Annotated in this window: 18 protein-coding genes and 1 tRNA gene; 10 read left to right on the top strand and 9 right to left on the bottom strand. The window is 66.1% G+C overall.

What is annotated here, in order from left to right:
- Nucleotides 1-284: 284 nt before the first annotated feature.
- Nucleotides 285-767, top strand: a complete 483-nt coding sequence (locus tag QA861_RS22720; RefSeq protein ID WP_334590128.1) for a DUF4365 domain-containing protein — start codon at nucleotides 285-287, stop codon at nucleotides 765-767.
- 203 nt (nucleotides 768-970) lie between these two features.
- A complete protein-coding gene (locus QA861_RS22715; RefSeq protein WP_334590127.1) occupies nucleotides 971-1,933 on the top strand; it encodes a hypothetical protein in 963 nt (320 codons plus the stop codon).
- A gap of 15 nt (nucleotides 1,934-1,948) precedes the next feature.
- Here QA861_RS22715 and QA861_RS47085 read toward each other — a convergent pair whose 3' ends face one another.
- On the bottom strand, nucleotides 1,949-2,788 hold the full coding sequence (locus QA861_RS47085; RefSeq protein ID WP_443041571.1) for a tyrosine-type recombinase/integrase: 840 nt from the start codon (nucleotides 2,786-2,788) through the stop codon (nucleotides 1,949-1,951).
- Nucleotides 2,789-2,930: 142 nt separating this feature from the next.
- Here QA861_RS47085 and QA861_RS22710 point away from each other — a divergent pair, with 142 nt between their 5' ends.
- Both QA861_RS22710 and QA861_RS22705 read left to right on the top strand, forming a co-directional pair.
- The gene (locus QA861_RS22710) at nucleotides 2,931-3,266 is read left to right on the top strand and encodes a hypothetical protein (RefSeq protein WP_334590126.1); all 336 of its coding nucleotides are present in this window, start codon (nucleotides 2,931-2,933) and stop codon (nucleotides 3,264-3,266) included.
- Between the two features lie 858 nt (nucleotides 3,267-4,124).
- On the top strand, nucleotides 4,125-4,283 hold the full coding sequence (locus QA861_RS22705) for a hypothetical protein (RefSeq protein ID WP_334590125.1): 159 nt from the start codon (nucleotides 4,125-4,127) through the stop codon (nucleotides 4,281-4,283).
- A gap of 212 nt (nucleotides 4,284-4,495) precedes the next feature.
- Here QA861_RS22705 and QA861_RS22700 read toward each other — a convergent pair whose 3' ends face one another.
- The 5 genes from QA861_RS22700 to QA861_RS22680 all read right to left on the bottom strand — a co-directional run bounded on the left by QA861_RS22700 (nucleotide 4,496) and on the right by QA861_RS22680 (nucleotide 12,906).
- Nucleotides 4,496-4,867, bottom strand: a complete 372-nt coding sequence (locus QA861_RS22700; RefSeq protein WP_334590124.1) for a hypothetical protein — start codon at nucleotides 4,865-4,867, stop codon at nucleotides 4,496-4,498.
- Nucleotides 4,827-8,027, bottom strand: a complete 3,201-nt coding sequence (locus tag QA861_RS22695; RefSeq protein ID WP_334590123.1) for an Eco57I restriction-modification methylase domain-containing protein — start codon at nucleotides 8,025-8,027, stop codon at nucleotides 4,827-4,829. The genes QA861_RS22700 and QA861_RS22695 overlap by 41 nt, the downstream gene beginning before the upstream one ends.
- Nucleotides 8,027-11,407 (bottom strand): DISARM system SNF2-like helicase DrmD, encoded by a 3,381-nt coding sequence (drmD, locus tag QA861_RS22690; RefSeq protein WP_334590661.1) that lies wholly within the window; start codon nucleotides 11,405-11,407, stop codon nucleotides 8,027-8,029. Before drmD ends, QA861_RS22695 begins: the two co-directional genes overlap by 1 nt.
- A gap of 508 nt (nucleotides 11,408-11,915) precedes the next feature.
- Nucleotides 11,916-12,302, bottom strand: a complete 387-nt coding sequence (locus tag QA861_RS22685; RefSeq protein ID WP_443041570.1) for a hypothetical protein — start codon at nucleotides 12,300-12,302, stop codon at nucleotides 11,916-11,918.
- 154 nt (nucleotides 12,303-12,456) lie between these two features.
- Entirely contained in the window at nucleotides 12,457-12,906 is a 450-nt protein-coding gene (locus QA861_RS22680; RefSeq protein ID WP_334590121.1) for an NUDIX hydrolase, read from the bottom strand.
- A gap of 194 nt (nucleotides 12,907-13,100) precedes the next feature.
- On the opposite strand from QA861_RS22680, the gene QA861_RS22675 reads away from it, so the two are divergent.
- The gene (locus QA861_RS22675) at nucleotides 13,101-14,141 is read left to right on the top strand and encodes a hypothetical protein (RefSeq protein WP_334590120.1); all 1,041 of its coding nucleotides are present in this window, start codon (nucleotides 13,101-13,103) and stop codon (nucleotides 14,139-14,141) included.
- Between the two features lie 639 nt (nucleotides 14,142-14,780).
- On the top strand, nucleotides 14,781-16,553 hold the full coding sequence (ltrA, locus tag QA861_RS22670) for a group II intron reverse transcriptase/maturase (RefSeq protein ID WP_334586303.1): 1,773 nt from the start codon (nucleotides 14,781-14,783) through the stop codon (nucleotides 16,551-16,553).
- Nucleotides 16,554-16,649: 96 nt separating this feature from the next.
- On the opposite strand, the gene QA861_RS22665 is transcribed toward ltrA, so the two are convergent.
- The gene (locus QA861_RS22665; protein ID WP_334590119.1) at nucleotides 16,650-16,778 is read right to left on the bottom strand and encodes a hypothetical protein; all 129 of its coding nucleotides are present in this window, start codon (nucleotides 16,776-16,778) and stop codon (nucleotides 16,650-16,652) included.
- 54 nt (nucleotides 16,779-16,832) lie between these two features.
- On the opposite strand from QA861_RS22665, the gene QA861_RS22660 reads away from it, so the two are divergent.
- Both QA861_RS22660 and QA861_RS22655 read left to right on the top strand, forming a co-directional pair.
- The gene (locus QA861_RS22660) at nucleotides 16,833-18,377 is read left to right on the top strand and encodes an AAA family ATPase (RefSeq protein ID WP_334590118.1); all 1,545 of its coding nucleotides are present in this window, start codon (nucleotides 16,833-16,835) and stop codon (nucleotides 18,375-18,377) included.
- A 184-nt stretch (nucleotides 18,378-18,561) separates the two neighbouring features.
- Entirely contained in the window at nucleotides 18,562-19,221 is a 660-nt protein-coding gene (locus tag QA861_RS22655) for a hypothetical protein (RefSeq protein WP_334590117.1), read from the top strand.
- A 217-nt stretch (nucleotides 19,222-19,438) separates the two neighbouring features.
- On the opposite strand, the gene QA861_RS22650 is transcribed toward QA861_RS22655, so the two are convergent.
- Nucleotides 19,439-19,750, bottom strand: coding sequence for a helix-turn-helix domain-containing protein (locus QA861_RS22650; RefSeq protein WP_334590116.1), 312 nt, complete (start codon nucleotides 19,748-19,750; stop codon nucleotides 19,439-19,441).
- Nucleotides 19,751-19,861: 111 nt separating this feature from the next.
- Here QA861_RS22650 and QA861_RS22645 point away from each other — a divergent pair, with 111 nt between their 5' ends.
- Together QA861_RS22645 and QA861_RS22640 are read left to right on the top strand one after the other, a co-directional pair.
- The gene (locus QA861_RS22645) at nucleotides 19,862-20,773 is read left to right on the top strand and encodes a hypothetical protein (RefSeq protein ID WP_334590115.1); all 912 of its coding nucleotides are present in this window, start codon (nucleotides 19,862-19,864) and stop codon (nucleotides 20,771-20,773) included.
- Between the two features lie 2 nt (nucleotides 20,774-20,775).
- Nucleotides 20,776-22,584: a hypothetical protein gene (locus tag QA861_RS22640; protein WP_334590114.1), complete on the top strand. Its 1,809-nt coding sequence runs from the start codon at nucleotides 20,776-20,778 to the stop codon at nucleotides 22,582-22,584.
- A gap of 176 nt (nucleotides 22,585-22,760) precedes the next feature.
- On the opposite strand, the gene QA861_RS22635 is transcribed toward QA861_RS22640, so the two are convergent.
- Nucleotides 22,761-22,843, bottom strand: a tRNA-Leu gene (locus QA861_RS22635).
- Between the last annotated feature and the right edge of the window lie 287 nt (nucleotides 22,844-23,130).

The raw sequence follows: 23,130 nt of genomic DNA, 5'->3' as shown, positions 1-23,130 counted from the left end.
CCGAACGTACAGTCGCGGACAGCGGGCAGAGAAGCCTTCGCCTCCGGCTGAAACCCGCCGTCCCCCGGACTCCTCTCACGCTGGATGGGTAGCGTGGGACATGACACCACCGGAGATGGGGAGTAGCACGAGTGCACGGTGGGGCTGGCGAGGCAACGAACAGCGGGACGTTCCACGGACTCCCGCACCAGCCATCACCAGCCATAACCGGGCACAGCGGCGCCGAGCAGTTCCTTTCGGGCCTGCCCATGGGCGATCAAGGGCACCAAGGAGACTTCGGTGAGATGTTCGTCGAAGCGCTTGCCGTGGCCGCCAACCTTGACATCCAGAAGCCGGGCCGACGCGACCGCATCGGCCTGGACTGGACGATCAACTACCCGGGCCGCGGGGGAACCATCGGCTTTCCGGCCATCAACGCCCAGGTGAAGAGCTGGTCCAAGCCCAAAGGCAACGACGCCGAGTTCAGGTACCCACTCGAAATCAAGAACTTCAATATGCTCGCCGGCCCGGCGTATCAGATCCCCCGGTTCCTCTTCTTAGTAGTGGTGCCGACCGATCCGTCCGACTGGATCGATGTCGACAAGACCAGGCTCCTCCTCCGGCACGCTGCCTACTGGGCCTGTTTCCACGGCGATGAACCGATTCTGGACGAGGACCGGCAGGGCAGCACGCACACGGTGCCGGTTCCACGCGCCAATCTTCTGAGCGTCGAATCACTACACGGGCTCTTCGCGCCCTCGTTCAGGAACATGCTGGTGGCGAAGTGAGTCTCTCCCAAGATCGTATCGCCCAGGTCACGTCCTTGGAGCCGCACGCCGTTCTCCGCTATCTCAGCGCACACGGATGGACCTTCGCCCAGAACTACGGCAGTGGACAGATCTGGCAGTTCACCCCTCCGGACAGCGCTGACACCCGGCCCTTTCAGGTGTTGGTGCCACTCGACGCTGAGCTCCGGGACTACCGAGAGCGAATGGCGGAGCTGCTCGACACCCTTGGCACCGTGGAGGACCGACGTCCTAGCGAGATCCTTCGCGGCCTGTTCATGCCCTCATCGGACACGCAGTACCTACGCTTGCAGCCCCTCGGACCGCCAGGCACCGCGCCCTTGCTCGACGTTGTCCCAGCACTCATCGGCTTGCAGGAGTTGATGCTCTCCGCCGCCACGTCAGCTCTCTCACTTCAACCACAGTCTGTACAGCCACCCGTTCGACCAAGCCAGGCCAGGAACTTCGTCGGCGGCGTACGCCTCGGGCAAACGCAGGTCGGCAGCTACATCATCGCAGTACAGACAGCGCTTCCCCAGCCCGAGCCACAGCAGTTGAGCATCTTCGACACTCCCTCGACCAACCCCGCTGAGCCCTTCGAACGGAAGGTGTCACGCACCCTGTATGCGGGCATCCTCTGCGCTCGCGATGCCGCAGAGCATGCATTGAAGACCAACGACCTCAGCTACTTCGAGCGCTTCGCACCGACTGGCCTGTCCGCGAACCTGTGCGAAGCCCTCGTAAAGATCGGGGGCAAGGAAGGACAGAGCTTCGATCTCCAATTCAATTGGTCTCCCGACTATCCCATCGGCCTCGAAACCCATCCACTCACCTTTCGGCGAAGGTCACTTGAGGCGCTGGCTGATGGCGCAAAGGATCTACGTGCCCGCCTCGGCGAGCGCGACGTCAGGGTGAGAGGAACGGTCGTACGACTGCACCGTGAAGCCTCAGAGGGGCCCGGCGAAGTCACCATCTCCGGATACACCCTTGGTGACGAGTACCAGCGCAACCGCCGCTACCGGATGCTCCTGGCGGCCGAACCCTATTCCGAGGCCAACCGCGCCCACGAACAGGGACACGAGGTGCAAGTCCTCGGCGACGTCGAGATGAGTGGCAACCGTGCCCACATCCGGTCTGTCCACCAATTCCAGGTCGTAGACGTCGACTGACGATGGCTATGCCGGCTACGCCGCAGACTTATGGCAGTGGCCGCAAGGTGCTGAGGCAGGGGCAGCACGTCTCGCGGGAGATCCAGACCCTGGCAAAGCCCGGATGACTTCGTGGATCCGCTCATCGGCCACGGCGGCGTACCCCGCCGTCGTCGCAGGTGAGGCGTGGCGCATCAATCTTTGAGTGAGCAGAAGATCTCTGCCGGAGGCTCGGTAGACAGCTGTCCCGAAGCGATGGCGCAGTTGGTGATATCGCATCTTGATACCGATCCTGGCTGCCGTCGTCGCAACGGAGCGGGAGACACGTTCCGGACGGGCACCCGGCCAAAAACGTCCTTCCACGGATCTGTCCAGCGCTTTGAGCACCACTGGTGGAACCGGGACAATGTCCGTGCGGCCTCCCTTGCCTGTCACTCGTATGACTACCTCGCCGTCCTCTCCATCAACCAGATCCCCGGCTTCCAACTTGGCCGTCTCATGCGCACGCAACCCGCAGAACGCACCGAGGAGAACCCAGGCCCGGTGGCGCCCGGTTGTCACCTTGACGAGCTTGTTCAGCTCCGTATCAGGCAAGGGATTCGGGATGGACCGGGGTGCCGGCGGCTTCCGAATGCCCTCGATCAGGCTGACACCCAACCACTTGCCGAAGGCCCCAAGGTGGTTGAGGTACGTCCGCCGCGACCACGGCTTCAGCGGGCGCGACGCAAAGTACGCCACCACATGGACGTTTCGCAGGTCCTCCGGCTCTACCCCGGCCTGCCGCGCGACGGACCTGACGCACACGGCCCGCGCCCTGATCGTGTTCGGCGAGTACCCATCGGCGCGCTGCGCCTCTATGAACCTGTCGACGGACATGATCGGGTACGTCGCCATTCGCCCGATGACGCAAGCGAATCTCCGCGATAATGTCCATAACTCATCTAAATTCGGCTAACTTTGACCGTATGCCCCGTGCCGGTTGGTAGCCAACCGAGGTGGCTCGCACATCGGTTCGTACGTGCTAGGCAAGGGGTTCATTCTTGCACCCGAGCAAGCACAGGCTCTGATCGAGCGTGACGTCCGCAACAAGGACGTGCTGTTTCCGTATCTCAACGGTGAGGACCTCAACTCCAGGCCAGACTGCTCGGCAAGCCGCTGGGTGATCAACTTCCACGACTGGACCGAGGAGCGCGCTCGCAGCTACCCCGAAGTGTTCGAGATCGTCGAACGCGACGTGAAACCGGAGCGAGCAAAAAACAACGGGCTGCTCGCCGCGAGCGGTGGTGGCAATTTGCTGAACGCGCGCCGAGGCTCTACGAGGCGACTCGTCATCTTGACCGAGTCCTGGTGGTAGCTCGCGTGAGTAAGACGGGCTTGCCGGTCGTTCACATCTGCTGGCCAAGTGATGAGTGAGCAGACGGTGGTCTTTTCAAGAAATGCATCTCGCGCTTTTCTCCATGCTCAGTAGCGCTACTCACAGCTGGGCCATCGCGCGCGCATCCGACTTGAAGGCGGACCTCAGCTATACGCCGTCCGACGTTTATGAAACATTGCCTCACCCAGAGAGAATGCCGACATGGAAGCGACCGGGCGAACCCTCGATTCGGCACGCAGCGCGAATCATGCGAGACCGGGAAATCGGATTGACGAAGCTCTACAATCTGGTCCACGACGCGACCGTCGTGGATGCCGACGTTCAGAGTCTGCGATCTCTCCACGAAGAGATCGATCGAGCGGTGGCGAGCGCTTACGGATGGGTGGATATCGATTCTTCCTACGGATTCCATCAAACGCGACAGGGTAAGCGATATACCATCGACCCAGCTACACAGGTTGACATTCTGGACCGCCTCCTCGAGCTCAATCATCAACGACATGCTCTAGAGGGGACCTGCGGTGGAGGCCTGGTAGCCGCCGTACAGCCATCTGCGAGGAAAAGATCATCTCTTCGGTCACCCGGAGGAAACGGGAAGGATCCGCAGCCGGGTGAGCAAATTTCAACAGATGGATTTCTGTTCTGATCCTTCCATCAGAACAGTACCTCGCCCACATGGGCAGCGCTCTGGCGATTTCTCAGGCTCATTCCGGCTTGCTGGGTACCGCTTTCGGAAGTGTGTCGCTCATGGTTAAGCTCTAGTAGACGGTCAAGAATCTCAATCCTGGCCATGGGGCTGATTGTGCAGCGAACTCCTTGGCGAGTCTGATGAAATCCGTGATCAATGTTGAGGTCCTGCCAGCCGTAGGCAATTACAACCGCCTGATCGATCTCTACGTGAAAGTCTCTCAGCCTCAAGATGTCACTATCCACAACGGTCGCATCGTGGACCAGATTGTAGAGCTTCGTCAAGCCGATTTCCCGGTCATCTCATGATTCGCCTGCGTGCCGAATCGAGGATTCGCCCGGTCGCTTCCATGTCGGATTTCTCTCTGGGTAGCGGCAATGTCTCATAGACGTCGGACGGCGTATAGCGAAGGTCCGCCTTCAAGCTGGATGCGCGCGCGATGGCCCAGCTGTGAGTAGCGCTACTGAGCATGGAAAGAAGCGGAAGTTTCATTTCTTGAAAGACACCGTCTGCTCACTCATCACTTGGCCAGCAGTACTGTGAAGACCGGCAAGCCCGTCTTACTCACGCGAGCTACCACCAGGACTCGGTCCAGCCCAGAGATCGCTTCATACATGTCAAGCGTTGGCCTTGTGAATCGCCACCAAATCTCTCGACGGCGGCGATCGCTGTTCTTTGCTCGCTCCGGTTTCACGTCGCGTTCGACGATCTCGAACACTTCGGGGTAGCTGCGAGCGCGCTCCTCGGTCCAGTCGTGGAAGTTGATCACCCAGCGGCTTGCCGAGCAGTCTGGCCTGGAGTTGAGGTCCTCACCGTTGAGATACGGAAACAGCACGTCCTTGTTGCGGACGTCACGCTCGATCAGAGCCTGTGCTTGCTCGGGCTGAAGCACGAAACCCCTGCCGAGCACGTTCGACCGATGTGCGAGCCTGTCCTCGGTTGGCTACCAACCGATACGGATTCCCCGACACACGCGACTGCGCGTCCAGCGACGGAGTGATCCCCCGGACGGCAAGGTCGTCCAACACGTACTGTTCTCGCTCCGTGGCCCGCCCGATCCAGAGCAGCGACACTTCAAGCGCTGCTGCCCCCGGCCACGGCTGTGACTTGACTGCCCGGTACACCTTCCATCCCTGCGCCACCGCCTGGTCGAGGCCGACCTCGCGGGTGTCACCCTGGGCGATGGTGTTCGTGGCGATGATGCCGGTGCGCCGGTTCGGAGCCAGGCTCAGATTGCGCAGCAGGAAGTAAGCGCACAGGTCGGCGCTTCCGCGAACGCCCTTGCCGATCTTGTCTACGAGGTATTCGCGATAGTCGGTACCGAGGTTGCCTGTGAGCTTCTGGCCACCGATGAACGGCGGGTTGCCGATCACGGCGTCGAAGCTTCGGCCTCCTTCGACGCCCAGCAGCTCCGGGAAGTCCAAAGGCCAGTGCAGTGGCCGAATCGGTGCCTCACGGGGGCCCTTCAGCCACCCGTCGACGAGCGCGCGGGCCTCGGCGTACGCCTCCTCATCTCCAAGTATCGCCTTCTGGACCATCTCCGAGACGGCGGTCAACCGGTCGTCGTAGACCTCTTCCTTCGCCGCAGCTGTCGCGGAGCGGAACACGGCGCGGTTGCCGCCCACGTTCCGTTCCCCCGTGACGTCTTCGACCTCAGACTCCTCCAGCACCTGCGCCGAGAGCGCCGCGCCCACAACCGCGTCCGCCGCAAGTCGAAGCCGGCCGGTCAGCTTCTCGGCCTCGTGCAGCTTGTCGGCCTTTGTGTTGGCATCGCGGATATCGAGCACCGGCATCGCCTCGATCTCCCGACGCAGCTCGGCAGCACGAGACAGGAGAGGGCCGGTCAGCTCATCGATGGCGCCGGTGATGCGCGCGTTGATCAGGTGACCCCGCTCGGGGTCAAGGTGGAACGAGCTGATCTGGTCCGCAGACAGCGTGCCCACCAGCGAGTCGCCGCAGCGCAACGCATGATCGAGGAACGAGAAGGGGCGCCCCTTCGCCAGAGTCACCAACCACAGAGACAGCTTGGCGAGCTCCACTGCCATCTCGTCCCGATCGACTCCGTGAAGGCAACGATCCGCGACCAACCTTCGGGCATCAAGGAGCAGTTCGTCACGGTCAGCGTCACCCGCGTACTCGGCAACATCATCCGGCAGCCCATCGCGTTCCCACGCCTCCACGACCCGCTCGGCGACATACCGGCAGGCGGAGACCAGGAAAGCGCCTGAGCCCATGGCCGGGTCGAGGATCTTCAGCTCCAGCAGTTCTCTCGCAGACTTCGCGTGCCACACGCCGTCATGGGCGACACCTTCCGCGGGCCCTGGGGCGTAGCACAGCGGGGCCAGCGTGTGTTCGACGATCTCTTCAGCGAGACGGCGTGGTGTGTAGTGGGTGCCGGTGGCTCGACGGTCGCCAACCTGGGTAACTATCACCGCATCGGTGGGAAATACCGTCGGCTGGTCACGGAGGTCCATCCGTAGCAGTCCGTAGAAGCCGGCCACCCGCGTCGCCAGCGCTTCGTCGTTGTCACAGGCCGCGTGCAGTGCTGCGTGCTGATCGAGGTTCGGCTGCGTCGTGAGGGCCTTGGCGATCTGCTTGAGCGTCGCTCCGGTCCGTTCTTTGAGCTCGTCCTCCAGAGTCCCCGCCTCCTGCCAGGTCTCTAGCTCGACGAGCTTGATCTCGGGCTCGAACTTGCCGAAGAGCCCCAGGTAGGGCTCCGTGACCTTGAGGCAGGAGTACTCCAGCAGACCTTCGTAGACGTGGCCGATCTGCTCGACATCGAGTCCCTTGTAGGAGAGCCTCTCGGCCCCCTTCCCCTTCCGGCGAAGGGTCAGCAACGAGTCGAGGATCTGATAGACGACGCGGTCCGTGACCTTGGCCCGGGTCAGCCACGAGAACCGGTCCGGGTCGAACAAGGAGCCGCCGTAGGCGGGGATTCGCAGATCGGGGTGGCGGGAGCCGCCGTGCAGTGCAGCGAAGATCGACAGTAGCCGGGGCCAAGCCGCTTCGCGGCGGTCGCCGACCTCGTCGCCGTGCTTGGTGCGCTCGATCTCCAGTAGGTCGTACAGCGCCGAGACCGCGTAGGAGTCATGGTAAAGCTCGTCGTCGATCGGCAGGAGCCGCTGCTCCTCCGCATAGAGGAGAAAGACGAGCCGCATCATTACGGTCAGCGCAGCTCGGTAGACGTCCCGGGGCGCGATGGCATCGAGGATCTCTCCCCGATTCTCCCGGTCCAGTCGGGACAGTTCACCGACAAGCAGCTCCACCGCCGCGCGAACCTGTTTGCCCAGCGTGTCGGTGACTTCCGCCTGCGCCTCGGCGCTGCGGGCGAAGAGTGCGGCCAGGCTGTCCGTGTACTTGCCTTCGTTGGTCTTCGGCGCCTGGTACGCCCGCCTAGCCTTCAGCAAAGTGGTGAAACTGCGCAGTAGAAGTGGCTCCTCCAACCACAGGTCTGCATCGAACACCGCGATCGTTGTCGGCTCCTGAGGCCGTGCATGCAGCAGTGCCCACTGGCGACCATTCGTCAGAAGCGCCACCGGAACATCGCGGCGTCGGCAGAGCTCAGCGGCCTGCTCGGTGAGCGCCTGTCGGTCCTTGCTCTCCGTCTTGTCCAGGCGCTCGGCCCAAGGACGCCGGTAGACGAGTACACGCTCAGCGAGACCACCGGAGCCGGGGCCCATCAGTACGGCATCCGGCAAGATGCGTCCTGAGACATCGCCGACAGTGCTGGTTCCGAGATCGCCGGGCAGCGCAGCACCATGGCGAAGGACTTGCCCGCGGTAACCGAGGAGCTCTTCCAGGATCAACTGCTGCCATGCGGGGCCGAGCAGGTCTGTGTCCCCCTGGACCTCGGCCCACGCCTGGCGGATCCGCTGGACAGTCTCGGCCGGCACCGTGTCGAGACCCTGCGGAAGCGCCTCGACCAGGACCGGTAGAGCAATGAAGGGGCCGTCGGGCCGGAGGAGCTTCAGCCATTCCTCGTGCTGCTCGACCGGCTTTTGCGCGATCTGCTTGAGTACGCGCACAGGGGCCTTCTTGGCGGTCGGCGGCATCAGCGGTCACCTCGGGCGAGTACGGACGGGACGAGGAAGGTCACAGCGACAGGGAACCAGCGCGGGGTCGGGTCGGCATATCGACGGCGAAGGGCGCTGGTCTCCTGCTCGACGAGGTCAGGAATAGCCTTCAAGCGCGCCCGGAGGGCGTCGTGGTCCTTGCGGAGTTGGTTGCGCTGTTCTACTTCGAAGAGTGATGCCTGTTCCCAGTGAGTGTGGTCCTCCAGAGCTTGTCCGATGGACTTCTCAAGCTCTCGAAGGACCTGCTCTACGCCCTTTACCTCTTCGTCGCAGCGCTTCTTGAGCACCGCCTGCAGGGATCGGGCCCGCTGGTTGGACCGGGTCTCCAGAGCGCGGGAGAGCCGGTCCTCAAGGTTCGGCCACAGCTCGGTGAGGCGTTGGAGGACGGTCTCGGCCGGCAATTCGTCGACTGCTGCGTGGAGCCATGCGTCCACGTCGTCCTGCTTGGCGGCTTCCAGCCTTCCCTCGACGATGCTGCCGCCTGCGGCGACGATCTCCTCGTGGAGTCGCATGCCGCCGTCTCCCGAAATGACGACACGACCGTGCGCGACAATCGCCGGCGCTCGCAGAAGATCACCAGGGACCACTTTCGCGGTGACCCGGCTAAGTTTGGCGGCGGCTCCGCCGGCCCAGAGTTCGGCACGCAACAGGCGCAGGCACATCTGCACGAGCCGGTGCCCGAGATGCATCAATACGACGTCTGTCCGCCCAGCGGAGACGGCCTCCTGGTCGAATGTCACCGGTCGTTCCTGCTTGGTCATCGGGTGCCGCAGCCCGTCATTGCGGGCCTGCCCCCAGACACCTGGCAGGTCGGGCAGGCGGAAGCAGCGAGCGGTGACACCTTGCGGTGCCGGCACCTCGTTCAGGTCCTTCCGGTGAGCGAGGCGAAGAGCCGTACGTACCACCCTCTCGACCGTACCGGGGGTCAGATTCAGTTCGGCACGGCTGCCGGAGAGCTCACTGACGAGGCGCTCGAGGTCACGAGCGAGATCACGTTCGATCTTGAGGGTCGCACGCCCTGAACGCTTGCTGATCTCGGCGTCCGCGGTTTGCCAGTCAGCCCGTCGGCCGAGCATTTTCTGCTCAACCTGTGCGGCGATCACCTCTCCTGCGCTGCCGAGGTCCTCTCGGATCTGGTCGACCTTGCGAGCGGCGACGGCCAGGAAGTGGAGTTCATCCTCCAGCGTTCCTGTCGTGAACGCGCCCTCCTCGACGACGTCCGTGCTGGTCTCGTCGAACAGGCCACCGCTAATGCGTTGCGACGTCGGTTCCTTCTCCGGCCGGATCTTGCTGCCCTGCCATCCGGTGGGGACGAAATGGAAGATCTCCACGGCCGGGGCGTTCTGGCCGTGGCGGTCGATGCGGCCGTTGCGCTGCTCCAGACGATTGGGGTTCCAGGGGATCTCCCAGTGCAGGAGCCGATGGCAGTACGACTGGAGGTTGATGCCCTCGCTGGCAGCGTCGGTGGCCAGCAGGATGCGGATCGGCGAGAGTTCAGGAGATTCACGAAACACGGACTTGATGTGCTCCCGTTGCTCCTCATCCTGGCCGCCGAACAGCATGGCGATTCGCTCCGCAGGCACTCCTGCCGCAAGGAGTCGCTCGTGCAGCCAGCGCTGGGTGTCCCGGTATTCCGTGAAGATGATGACGCGCTCGTCGGTCCACTCCTCGCGCGGACCTTGCGGGCAGACGACCGGGTCGAGCCACAGGCGGAGGGCATCGAACTTGGCGTCGGGACGGTCCTGCGCGATGCGTGCCCAGTCCCGGAGCCGAGTGAGCAGGCCGTGTTCCTCGCTGGTGAGTGGAGCGGAGAGGCTGCGCGCTGCGGTGAGCGCCTCGGTCGCGGCTTCGCCGTACGACTCGTCGTCCTCGGCTGTTTCGTCGAGTCGGTCAACGAGCGGCTTGAGGATCTTGACCCGTGAATCCCGCGCGGAAGCGTCGAGCTGACGGCCGGCCTGTCCCGAGGAATTGCCTTCGGATCTGGCCGTCATGGTCGCCAGGTGAGTGTCGATGGTCTCTGTAAACGCCTTGGGCGATGAGAGGAAACGCTTCTTGAGCAGCGAGGTGACGAAATCAGCAGCGGTGCGCTGGGCAACGGCGCCAGGCTGGTTGCCCGCGCCTCCTTGTCCGCGCCGACTCGCGGCATAGGCGGTGAGGTCGGCGTAGGCATCGCGCGTCTGAGCGTTGTACTCCACCTCCAGGGCACGCAGTTGCCGCTTCGGGAACCGCGCACTGCCGTCCCAGTTGGGTGGGAGCTCCCGCTTGAGGCGCCGAACCATGATGCGGGCAAGCTGTTCCTGAGAAGGCGGAACGCCACGGGCGAAGCGCTGATCGTCGAGGAGTTCAAGCAGCGCGGTGAAGGACTCCAGATAGCCGTTGTGCGGGGTCGCGGACAGGAAGAGGCGGTGCTCGCAGTGCGGAGCCAGCGTGCGGATCGCCGTGGTGCGCTGCGAGTCAACGGCGTACTTGCCGTTGCCCGACGGAGCACACGTGTGGATCTCATCGACGACAAGGAGGTCGAAAGCGCGGGGGTATTCAGGTACGGCAGGCAGTACGTCACGCAGCAGGCGCATAGGGCGTTCCCGCTTGAGCCAGTCCACGCTGACGATCAAGCGGGGGTAGTGCGTCCAGGGGTTGGTGTAGAGGCCCCGGGACCGGCGGAGCTCACGGAGCAGCTCACTGTTAACAATCTTGAAGTCGAGGCCGAACTTGTCTCGCATCTCGTCCCGCCACTGCACCGTGAGGTTGGCAGGGCAGACGATGAGCATCGTGCGGGCACGGTGGCGCAGCATCAGTTCCTGCATGACCAGACCGGCTTCGATGGTCTTGCCGAGGCCGACATCGTCGGCGATGAGCAGGTTGGTACGGGGCATCGACAAGGCCCGGACCACGGGGTCGAGTTGGTAATCCTCGACCTTGATTCCGGAGCGGAAGGGCGCTTGGAGCGCGGTCTTGTCGGCCGAGGCGATGGCGCCCCAGCGGACCGCGTCAAGGAAGGCGTCCAAGCGGTCCGGATCGTCGAAGCGAGGAACGCTGTCATCTCCGACCGGCTGCGGACTCGGGAGAGCGTGCCGATCGTGAGTGACGGCCTGCTGTTCGAGCTCCCATACCACTCGGAGCTCCTCGTCGCCGGCGTCATCCTCAATCGAGACCAACGTGACCAGATGCTGAGGCGTCGCATCGAAGCCCCGGGTGGGGTCGTCCGCGACAACGCTGGAACGAGACACCTCGGTGGCGACCCACTGACGGTTGCGAACAGTCACGGACTGACCTGGCGCCGGGGCCTCCCCGGAAGTTCCGGTCGGACGGCGCTTGCGGCCCCGGGTTGGACCGGCCTCGCGCAGCCCGGACTCAGCCACTGCTTCGGTCACTTCCGCCACCCTCGTGTTCGTGGAATTCGGCGTCTTGTCGCCTTCCTCCAAGTCTAGGCAGGCTGAAGGTATCGAGAGGCGAAAGTGAGCCGCTCTGCCGCGGCCACCAGGCAGATCGTCTGGCCGCTCGCGGGCGCGCCGGCGAGGGCCCGATCTGGCCGTCCACGATCCGCGACGTCGTCCCCGCCGAGTGGTGGGCTGAAAACCCCTCCACCCATCTGAACAGTTGATCAGCAACTACTGTGCAACGGGGGAACCTCTCACGACGACGGCTGTGTTCAGCCAGCGCCGACAACCTGACCAGGGAGAGATCTCGGCGACGCCTGCAGCCGCCGCTACATAACGCTCTGCCCTCCTGGTCGGGTTGGCCCAGCGCTGGGAATGCCCCCCGGGTGCGGGCGACGTGGACGTCCGAGCCCGCGCGAGGTGCACCGATTTGTACACGCCTCATCCAGTTCGGCAGCCGATGCGTCCCGCTGGAGGGGCCACGTGACCGCTATTCCTCGCGGCTCCCGTTCGGTCCGTCCGACGGGCAGCCAGGCGGCCGGATCCGCCGCGCTGCCGCCGCTGTGATCTCCTCGGGAGTGAACGTGCTGAGCAGGGTGCTGAGTTGGCAGTCCAGCCTCGCCCGGCGTCTAGACCGGTCTCGAGCGAGGGCCTGGGCGACGGCCGCCCGCAGGTGATCCTCCGGACTCTGTCCCGCGGTAGCGGCCTGAGCGCGGATCTGTTGCCATGCCTGTTCGGTCATCGGGATGCTCATGAGGTACTGCCCGTCGGGGCTGGGGAACAGGCTGCAGAGCACGTCGATGGGCAGTGCGTCGTCCAGCCGTTGCCAGATCTTCCTCATCGCCTTGTGTTCGTTCTTCGCCGACACGAGAACCACCAAGCGTGTGTGGTCTTCGCAAGCCGCTAGGGGTAGACGGCTTCCCTGTTGCGCTGCCTTCAACTCGACGGCCCCAACGGCTCGGGTCAGGGTGATCTCAATAGCGTGCAGCGTCACTTTCCGCTCTCCCTCATCGCGATAGGCACAGTGGAACTCACTCGAGTGAGACCTCTCCGTCGGGCAGCCATCCCTCCCAGTAGCCGTCCATGAGCAGCGGCAGCGTGTCGGGTTCCACACGTACGCCTACGTCACGCAGCTGGGCCGTGCTCCACCAGCGCGCGCCCGCCCCTAACAGGGCAGGTGCGTTCTGCGGCCAAGCTCCGGTGGCCGGTCGGGCCAGGACGACGTATGCGATGCGGCGCCGCACGCCGGTGGCCGGAAGCACGCCGACGACCGGTGTGATCAGCAGACCGGGCAGGCCGGTCAGCGACCGCAGGTAGCGCACCGCGGTCCGGCGGTAGGGCTCGCCTGCGCGCACCGGCACGACGGGCACCGACCAGCACTTGGCGTCCCGGTGCCTGACGGGCAGCAGCAGGAAGCGGCGGGCCGGGTCGATGAGGACGGGGCGGACGACGGCGGCCGCGGCGGAGCGGGAAGGAGTCACGTGGATCACCTTCCCGGCCTGTTATTGGAATAGCAATCGGGGTGTTCCATCCGGGTGGTACGGGGCAGGATGGGAGCGTTGTCGCGTCGGGCGGGTTGGATGCCACCAGGCCGGTGCAGGGCCCGTGGCATCCAACCCGCCCGACGGCAAACCTTGGCCGGTGCGAGCGGGGCCGAGGTGTTCTGGCGCACGGTGTGAACGCGCGCGAGCGCACCTCGGTGCGGCTCGATCCGGCCCCGAAACTCGGACCGAGGGAGTGGATGGACGCGGCGTGGCCCGACCGGCTCGGCACAGGTGACCGGGTGCGGTTCGACGGGCAGGTGTGCACGGTGACCGGGGTGTGCGGCGGGCGCGTGGCACTGCGGGACGGCCTGGGTGCCACCGAGCATATCGACGTGATCTCGCTGCTGACGGCGGAGGACTTCGCGTTCCTGGGGCGCGATAGCCCGCCCTCGCTGGAGCCCTCGGTGCCGGTCCTGCCGGAGGCGGCGCTGGAGCGGGCGCGTTGGTGGCGGCGGCATGTCACCGAGGTGCTGACCGGTGTGCCGTACGGTGCGCCGCCCGGCGCGAAGCCACGTACGGCCTATGACCCTGCCCGCCACACCCTGGCCGAGCGGGAGGAGGCCAAGGCCTGGGAGCTGGCCGAGCTGGGGATAGGCGGGGCTTCCGCGCGGACAGTGCGGCGCAAGCGGCAGCGATACCAGCAGCGGGGACTGACTGGTCTCACCGACGGCAGGGCCGAGCGGTACTCGGCAACGGAGGAGGCCGAGCTGCATCCCCGGGTACAGGCTGCGGTGCGGGAGGTGCTCGCCGCACAGCGCCCGGGCCGTCAACTAGCGGCCGGGCCGTTGTACGAGCGGGTGCTGATACGTCTGGCTGCGCCCCTTGCGGCGGGCGAGCTGTCCCGGCCATCCCGCACCGCCGTCCGGCGCTTCGCCGCCCGCCTCCTGGTCCGCGCCGTGGAGGAGAGGGCCAGCCCAGTGACCGTGGTGGCGGTGGGCGAGCGCGTTCACCTGGACGCAGTCGAGTTGCCCCTGCCCTCCGGTGGGGAGGGTGGGGCCGAGCACCTGCGGCTCGTGGTCGCTCTCGACGAGGCGACCCGGCTCGCCCTGACCGCCGTGGTCCACACCGAGCCCAAGGCGCCACTGCACGCGGCGCTGCTGGCCCGGATGTGCACGCCGCTGGAGGTACAGGCCGACTGGGGTGGTGCGACACGAAGTCGCGCATATGAGTGAACTCGCAGATTGGAGGCCGGTCATGCCGGTTGCGTAGTTCTCGGTCAGTGTTCGAGACCGATCTCCGCCCTGACGTGCGCTCGCGGGTCCTGCCCGCAGAGGGTGCGAAGCTCAGGGAAGACGCCCAAGGGCCCCCGATCCGTCAGGGGGAGCAACCGGGCAAGGAGAAGGCCGGACGGGCGAACGCGAGTGAACCCCCTGTGATGCCTCGTCATCGACAAGCCCGGGGAGACGGAAAGAACACCGGGTGATAGGACCTGGCCGCTGGAAGAGGCGGCGAGCGGCGACCGGAGCCTGCCCCGTCGGTCGCAAGAACACCGCTGGTCCCGGGGTTTAGGGGGCGCCCTCCCCGGTCGCGTCTCGTATGCGCGGAACGTGGAAACCCCGTCGGGGTCCGGGCCATCTGGCTCGGTAGGCCGATCGCAAGAGGGGCGGAAGCCCTCGGCGGGACAGGATGCCCAAGAAGCGGATGCCGGCTGCCGAAAGGCAACGGGACTCGTGACACCACGGCTGCCTCTCCAGGCGGCTGTCACGGGGAACCGGCCGGATGCCGGTCCAGGCGACCGGGCCCGAAAGGGCGCTGACGTGGGCTGGTGAGCCTTTGAACGCCGAGGCCGAGCGCCTCTCGAACCGAGGGACATGTTGGACACCATTGCGGTGAACGGACCCGAGGACGTTCTCGACTGGGACGCCATCGTCTGGCGCACTCACGAGGAGAACGTAGTGAGGCTGCGGCGGAGGATCTTCAAGGCGACACGAGAAGAGGACTGGGCTCAGGTCCGGTCCTTGCAGAAACTGATGCTGAGGTCCTGGTCGAACACGCTGGTCAGCGTGCGGCAAGTCACTCAGCGCAACGCTGGACGTCGGACGGCCGGGATCGACGGGGAGACAGCTTTGTCCCCCGAAGCCAGGGCGGCGGTCGCGATGCGGGTGCACCGCACGCGTTCGTCCTGGGACCCCATGCCCGTGCGCCGTGTGTACATTCCGAAGGCCAATGGAAAGCAGCGACCGCTCGGCATTCCCGTGATCTTGGACCGGTGCCATCAGGCGCGGGTCCGCAGCGCACTGGAACCCGAGTGGGAAGCCCGGTTCGAGCCCCGTTCCTACGGGTTCCGCCCCGGGCGAAGCTGCGCGGATGCGATCGGCTCCCTGTTCTCCACGCTCAGCGGGCCACGCGCCCGCCGGTTGTGGATCCTGGACGCTGATCTGTCCGCCGCGTTCGACAAGATCGGCCACTCACGGCTACTCGACTCGCTCGGTTCGTTCCCGGCCAGGGATCTGATCGAACGGTGGCTGAAGGCCGGAGTGGTCGACAAAGGGCAGTTCACGCCGACCGAGGAGGGCTCTCCTCAAGGCGGTGTGATCAGCCCGCTGTTGATGAACGTGGCCCTCCACGGGCTGGAGGAGGCCGCAGGGGTCCGCTATCTCACCACCGGCACACACGCCGGGGATGTGGTGGCGGGCTCTCCGATCTTGGTGAGATACGCCGACGACATGGTCGCCTGCTGCCACTCCAGACAGCAGTCCGAGCAGGTCAAGGCACAGCTTGCGCAGTGGCTGGCGCCTCGGGGGCTGGTCTTCAACGAGGACAAGACGCGCATCGTCCACCTCGAAGAAGGCTTCAACTTCCTCGGGTTCAACGTCCGCCGCTATCGACGCGGCAAGCTGCTGATCAAACCAAGTGCGGAGGCGGTCAGGCGCATCCGGAACAGGCTCGCGGACGAGGTGCGCGCTCTGCGCGGCTTGAACGCGACGGCGGTCATCGCCAAGCTCAACCCGATCGTGCGGGGCTGGGCTGCCTACTACCGGGGGGTGGTGTCCAGCAGAATCTTCACGGCGCTGGATCACTACGTGTGGTGGCTCACCTACCGGTGGGCCAGACGCATGCACCCCAACAAGTCGAAGAAGTGGATCGCTCGCCGCTACTTCGGCAGGTTCAACAAGTTCAGGAACGACCGGTGGGTGTTCGGAGATCGCGCCAACGTGCTCAACGACCGCGGCGAGATCCCCATTCTGCTCAAGTTCTCCTGGACGAACATCGTTCGGCACCAGCTGATCGCAGGCGGGGCGTCACCCGACGACCCCGGCCTGACGAACTACTGGGTCAAGCGGCGACGAAAGGTCAAACCCCCGCTGGACAGCTACAACTTGCGCCTGCTCGCCAAGCAGGACGGCCGCTGTCCGCTCTGCGGGGACCACCTGCTCACCGCCGATCAGCCCCCGCAATCGCCCCAGGAATGGGAACGATGGTGGCTGAACGTCGTCAAGAGAGCGATAGCCGCCGACTATCTCACTCACCACGGACGGCCTGACGCGCCGAGCACGGACCGAACACGCCTCGTGCACGCCTCCTGTCACCGCAGGCTTCGGCCTCGCAGCCGCAGGAGGCCAGCAGTTGCTGCACTTTCGTGAAGCCCATGGGGCTTGCTTGAGCCGAGGTGCGGGGAAACCCGCTCGCCCGGTTCTGAGGGGGCGGGGACGCAGCAATGCGTCCCCGCTACCCGACACCTACTGTCCGGGAGACTCCAGGGCGCGGACCAGCGGCATGCGCCCTCGCTGGTCGTCCGCCCGGCCACCCTCGTCGTCGACGGCGCACACGCGCCCGGCCTGCGCGCACTTCGTGAAGCCTGTGCCCATATGGGGATCAACGTGCGGTACTCGCAGCGCACGCGGCCGGTGGAGCGCGGGAGCTTGGAACGCACGCTGAAGCACTTCGTGTCGCTGTTCACCGACCATCTGCTGTCCGCAGCCGGGCGGGGCGCACACGAGGCCGGGTGGCCGCCAGAGATGGTGCAGGACCTGCTCGATGCATGGGTGGCCCGCGTCTGGCCGGACACCCCCGTGTCCACCGCCCCTACGGGCGGAGCACACACTCCGCGGACCCGCCATGAGACGCTGACCGCCTCGACAGGCTGGACACCGGCCCCCCTTCCCCCGCAGCAGCTCACGGAGCTGCTGAACGTCACCCGGCGCGTGGTCGGGCCCTCGGGGCTCCGGCTCGGCGGGCGTCTCTACAACGCCCCGGCCCTGGAGCCGTTGCGCCAGACCTCGCCGTCCGGCACGGGCCGCAGCCCGTTCGAAGTGCGGTGGGACCCCTTCGATCTGCGGCGCGTGTGGCTGCGGACCGGGAGCACTGAGTGGATCACCGCCTATGCGGTACCTGCCGCCAACCGGTCATCTACTCAACTCGCCTTGCACCACGCACCACTTGAACATACCTACCGCTATGTCGGCGCGAGTCGGGGCGGACCGGATCCAGCCGTCAGCGGCTGGACCGCGCGCGGCCCTGCCACCACGGGTGGGCAGTCGTTCAGGGACTGGATGCAATTCACGAACTGGATGACTACCGTGTCCCAGCTCCCGGCCCTGGCCGAGGGCACGCGCACGCTGCCGGAGGAACTCCGTGTGACCTATCACGCCCGGCTTCCCCTGCGCGCGCCAGGTGTCGTGGCCGCCGTGCGGCGGATCGAGGAGTCGCTGGCCGTCAACAGGTACGCGCCAGGCGCCCGTTATGGGGTGCTGCTGGAAGGACAGCCCGGCACCGGGAAGACCACCGCCCTATGGGAAGCAGGCCACTACTGCAACGCTCAGGAACCGGACGGCGAGAGCGTGCCGGTGGTCTACGTCCGGCTGGCGCCCGCCACCTCACCGCGTCTGTTCCTGGCTGAACTGGGCCGCCGCCTCGGTGTTGCGTTGCGGGGATCTCCCACGACCGCCGACTTGGTGGTCCGGGTGAGCGAGGCGATGGAGACCGCCTCGACCAGGCTGGTACTGGTCGACGAGGTCCAGCACCTTCGCAGTCCGGGCAAGGCCGGCAGTGCCGTGGCCGAGGTCCTGGACTACTTGTGCGACCGCATCCCGGCGACCTTCGCCTTCGCCGGCATCGGCGACCCCACGGTGCTCGCCGCCGTGGTGACACACACCGCCCACCGCCGACTGGTGCCCGTCCACCTGTCCATCCTGCCGCCGGGCAAGGACTGGGACCAGGTCGTCAGCGAGGCCGAGGCGGCGCTGCGCCTGCGCGCACACGAACCGGGCACGCTCACCGCGCAGGCCGAGTTCCTTCACCAGCGCACTGGCGGCAACGTGGGACGGCTGGCCTACCTGCTGCGTACCGCCGCTGTGCGGGCCGTTCGAGACGGTACAGAACAGGTGACGGCCTCGCTGCTGTCCGAACTGCCCCTCCCGGGCCATCCAAACGAAGCCGAACACAGACAGCCGATCTGGACCGTCTGAGGAGAAGAGACCAGATACGAGTCCCGTTGCAGCCTCCGAAATCCCCCATCTGGTCATACAGAACATCGTATAGCGAACACATAGCCGAGAAATAGCCGCGCTAAGAGGTTCGCAGCCAATAAGGCAGCCATCTGGTCACCCAAAAGCCAGACAGCCAGCCCGGCCCCGTTCTACCGTGGTGCGCATGACGTACCAGGAGACTTTCCCGAGTCCCCCGGCCGACTTCGGGGACGAAGCAGAGCATGCGGTCCGTCAGTACGACGCCCTGATCGAGGAATCCAAGACCGCTATCCAAAGCCACACAGTGGCTGCCGAAAGACACAAAGCGGCTGCGCGCGAGGAGACCGAGAAGTGCGAGCTGCTGATCGCGCACCGCGAGGAGGCGGTAAGTCTGGTCGGGCTGCAGGCACGTCTACGGGCCATGCACGAAAGCGCCCGCGAGCACGGCATCTTCATTCCCGCGCCCCCCGCTCCTGCGGTGGAGCTACGCATCGTCCCGAGCCCGCATGACGGCGGGACAACCTCCCCGGCAGACGCGGAGCCCGCCCCTTCCGGGGAACCCACCGCCCCGCCGTCGACGGACACGGAACAGCTCCCCGCCCAGATCGTCATCCGCAGCCAGAAGCAGCAGGAGATCCTGAACGTCATCGCCCAACGCCCTGAAGAGCCGTGGGGCAGCGAGGCTCTGGCCAGAACGCTCGGCATTCCCCGGGACCCCCGGGAACGCAAGAGCCTGCGCAACTGCCTGCGGGCCCTGACGATTTCCGGCGCCCTGGAACGCGTCACACGGGAAGACGACCCGCACGTCTACTACCGGCCCCGACTGAACTGGAAATTCGCCTGACCCAGACCGCCCGCAACACGACACCCACAAAGCACCGCCGCACATAAAAGACCGCCACCGCAGTTTCCCCTGGTTGGCCCCAGGGTGCGGTGGCGGTCGGGCCCGCTAAGGCCGTTTCCGACCCTACCCGGCACCGCCCGGGTGCGTCCGGCATTCGGCCACATTCCCCTGCCTGCTTTCCAGCAGGCTTTCGAGGAGACCGAATGTCTATGCGAATTCACTGCGGAGGATTGCCCGGCTCACGGCCGGGCCACAGGTCCACCTCCAGCGCCTTCTCCAGGTTCGCGATCGTCAGCAGGTCGCACCACACCATGCCGTCCAGCACCTGCACAATCGTCATCCGCGACACGCCGCTGCGCCGGGACACCTCGGCGATCGACCAGCCACGGACGTCGATCACCCGGCGCAGCCGGGCCGCCACCTCCTGCGCCACCCGGGCCCCATGGTGGTCATCGACCACAGCGTGCGGCCAGACGCCCTCGACCACGTACGTGAAGGGCTTGAGGCTTCGCTTGTCTCCCTGGGGCACGTCGAAGAGTGTCGCCCATACGGACCTCCCGGCATGACAGCGTCCGTCGCATCGGCCTCATGCTATTGGAAAAACACCCCTCCTGGGGTCCTTTCCTGGTGGAGAGTCACGATGGACGCGATCGAGCAGTACCGGCCCAAGCTGCCCACCCCTGTCTGGGAACGCATCGGCCCCGACTGCCGCCGCGCTGTGACCAAGGCGAAGCCCGCCACACCCAAAGATGCCCGCGACTGGCTCGGCTCCCTCGCGTACGCCGCCGCGCACGCCGACGCCTGCGGTCGTCCCACCAAGGCAGAGCACCTGCTCACGCCGGAGGCGGTTGAGTGGTACCTGGCCACCGGGTACGCACACGTGGGCGAGGCAGCTCGTGCCAACCGCCGCTGCCGCCTCAACAGGCTCCGCCGCGCCGTGCTCGGCCCCGACCTGATCACCGGGAACCCGGCCGCGTACTCCGGCTCGGACGCCTCCCGCCCCTACGCCAGGGCCGAGCAGGCCCAGCTGTACGCCACCGCCCGCGCCCAGCCCACCGACGAACTGCGCTACGGCCTGCTGACCCTGCTCGCCCTGGGCCTCGGCTGCGCCCTGGACTCACCCGAGATCATCCCGCTGCGCACTCACGACATCCGCGAAGCACCCAACGGCGCGGTCGCCGTCGCTGTCCGCGGACAGCGCGCCCGCGTGGTGCTGTGCCGCGCTTCCTGGGCACCGGTCCTCACCGAGGCCACAGCCTGGGCCAGCCAGCCCGGCGATGCCCGCTATCTCTTCCGCCCCGCCAGCCACGCCCGCGGCACCAACACCGTCACCAACTTCCTCGCCCGCACGAAGATCCCACCCGGATGTCCGCCCCTGGTTATGGGTCGGGCCCGCGCCACCTGGCTCGTCGACGCCATCGAGGCCCGCATGCACCTGCCCACCCTGATGGCCGCCGCTGGCCTGACCACCCTGCGCTCCATCGACCGGGTCCTGCCCCACGTCCGCAACCTCTCACCCGACCAGGCCGCCGCCGCGCTAAAGGAGTTCTGACCATGAACAGCCGTCTCGCACGCCACCCCCGTATCGCACGCCTGCGCTCCCAGCGCGCACTTGTCCCCAACCACGAGTTCATGGAAGTCCTCGACGAAGTGGCCGACTCCGGCCTGGTCGAGGAGATCGAACCGCTCGTCGCCCGCGGAACAGGCAGCCCCTGCACCCTTCCGGTCGAGGCCCTCTTGGTCGGCATGTGCTTGACCGCCGCACGCAACGGCGGCGTCATCCTCTTCACCGCTGTCACCGACCTGCTGTACTTCGCGCTCTCCGACGAGGTGCGCCAGCAACTCGGCCTGCGCCGCTACCCCGATCACGATCGCGGCTTCGAGGCCGCCTACGCCGTCGTCCGCCGTCGCATCCACAGCGTCCTCGACGCGATCGACCCATCCCCACTGCCCAAGAACCACCGACTGGCCCGCCGCCACGCCGAGAAGCTACTGGCCCAGGCTGACACCGCCGAACTTGCCCGCAAGCGCACGCTCATGCTCCGCGTGGCCAACCTGATCCTTGCCATGTCCCTGCGCGAGGCCCTGCCCCTCCTGGAAGGCCACTGGGACGGCTCGGCCTGCGTCGACGCCACCGTCATCGGCACCTACGCCAAGGGCCTCGGCGCCGACAGCCCCGTCACGTCCACCGACCCCGACGCCGCCTGGTACGTCCGCACCACCAAGCACAAAGACCCCCTCGCCCTCGACGACCTCGCCCCCGCCCAGCAGGACAAGAACGGCGCCGAACTCCAGAAGAAGGCAGACCGAATCAAGAAGCGTCTTTACGGCTACGACGCCTCCCTGGTCATCGCCCGGGACCCCGACCACAACGGCGTCCCGCTGCCCGACGGCTCCGCCGACCCCGACGTCGTCCCAGCTCTGGTCATCGCCTTCTCCGTCGACAAGCCCGGCCACCGCCCCGGCCAGGTCGCCGTCGAAGCTCTCCAGCAGGTCGACGACAGCCTCCCGCGTGGCTACCTGGCCGGTGACCGCGCCTACAACGGCCAGAAACCTGAGAATTTCCAGCTCCCCATCCGCGCTATGGGCTACGAGCCGGTCTACGACTACGCGAAGGACCAGCTCGGCGTCCAGGCCGGCTTCGCCGGCGCCCAACTCGTCGAGGGCAACTGGTACTGCCCCTCCATGCCCCAAACGCTCAAGGACGCCACCAAGGACCTGATCGCCGAGAAGATCGACAAGCAGACCTGGATCGACCGTATCCGCGCCCGCGCCGCCTACCTCTTCATGCCCAAGCAGCGCCCTGACGCCGAAGGCCACCGTCGCGTCATGTGCCCCGCCGAGGCCAACCGCACCCAGTGCTCACTCAAGAAGCACACCCTCCGCCGCGGCATCCACCTGCCCCTCATCGACCCCGCCCCCAGCCCCGCGGGCTCACCCCCGTGCTGCAGCCAAAAGACCGTCACAGTCCCGCCGGAATCCGGCGCCAACCTCTGGCAGCCCCTCCAATACGGCTCCGAAGCCTGGCAGCGCGTCTACTTCCGGCTCCGCAACAGCGTCGAGGGCATCAACGGCTACGCCAAGGACCCCCTCTACGAACGCCTCGAAGACGCCGGCACCCGTCGCATCCGCGGCATCGCCGCCCAGACCCTCCTGCTGGCCTTCCAGCTCGCCCACGCCAACCGCCGCAAACTCACCGCCTGGGCGAACTCCATCGCCCTCCACGGCGACCGACCCCACCGCCGGCCACCCGCCGCCGCAAGACCAAGGCACTGGGCACCTGGACCCCCAAGGGCTACGTCACTGGGCCAGAAAAGACCGAGCCCGATGAGTGAGACTGCCCACACTTCAATAGCCCGCTAAAGATCAACAACCACAAAGGTCGACTGCCCGGCGGCTCGCCAGCCGCCGGGCAGTCATGCGTGTAAGTACCGTCACACAGCACCTGACCTGCCCAGGCAGACCAAAACGGGCTCATCGTGATCACGATGAGCCCGTTTCGTCGGTGCTACTAGGACACTTTCGTCGGTGTCCCCCTGTGCGCGAGGGGGGAGTTGAACCCCCACGCCCTTGCGGGCACTGGAACCTGAATCCAGCGCGTCTGCCATTCCGCCACTCGCGCATTCGCCGTGTCCTCGGGCCCTGCTCCCTGCGGTGCGGGGGCCTTCCGACATCGAGAAGATTAGCACGCTGGAAGTGGTGGGTTCACATCCCTTTCCCCACCCCAAGGCGCACTCCGGCCCCACCCCGACCGAGCCGGACCGGCTGCGACTTCGTATCAACACGTGCCGGTTCACGTATCAACCTCGTACCGGTCCAGCCCATCTCCCCAGGAGGCGGGCAAGGTGCACAGTCAGGTGCGGGACACTGGTTTGGCGCCGCCTCTACGATCTGGGTACGGCTCAAGGA

Source organism: Streptomyces sp. B21-083 (assembly GCF_036898825.1).
In the GTDB taxonomy this organism is placed as follows: Bacteria; Actinomycetota; Actinomycetes; order Streptomycetales; family Streptomycetaceae; genus Streptomyces.
This window is presented reverse-complemented; position numbering and strand designations above follow the sequence as displayed.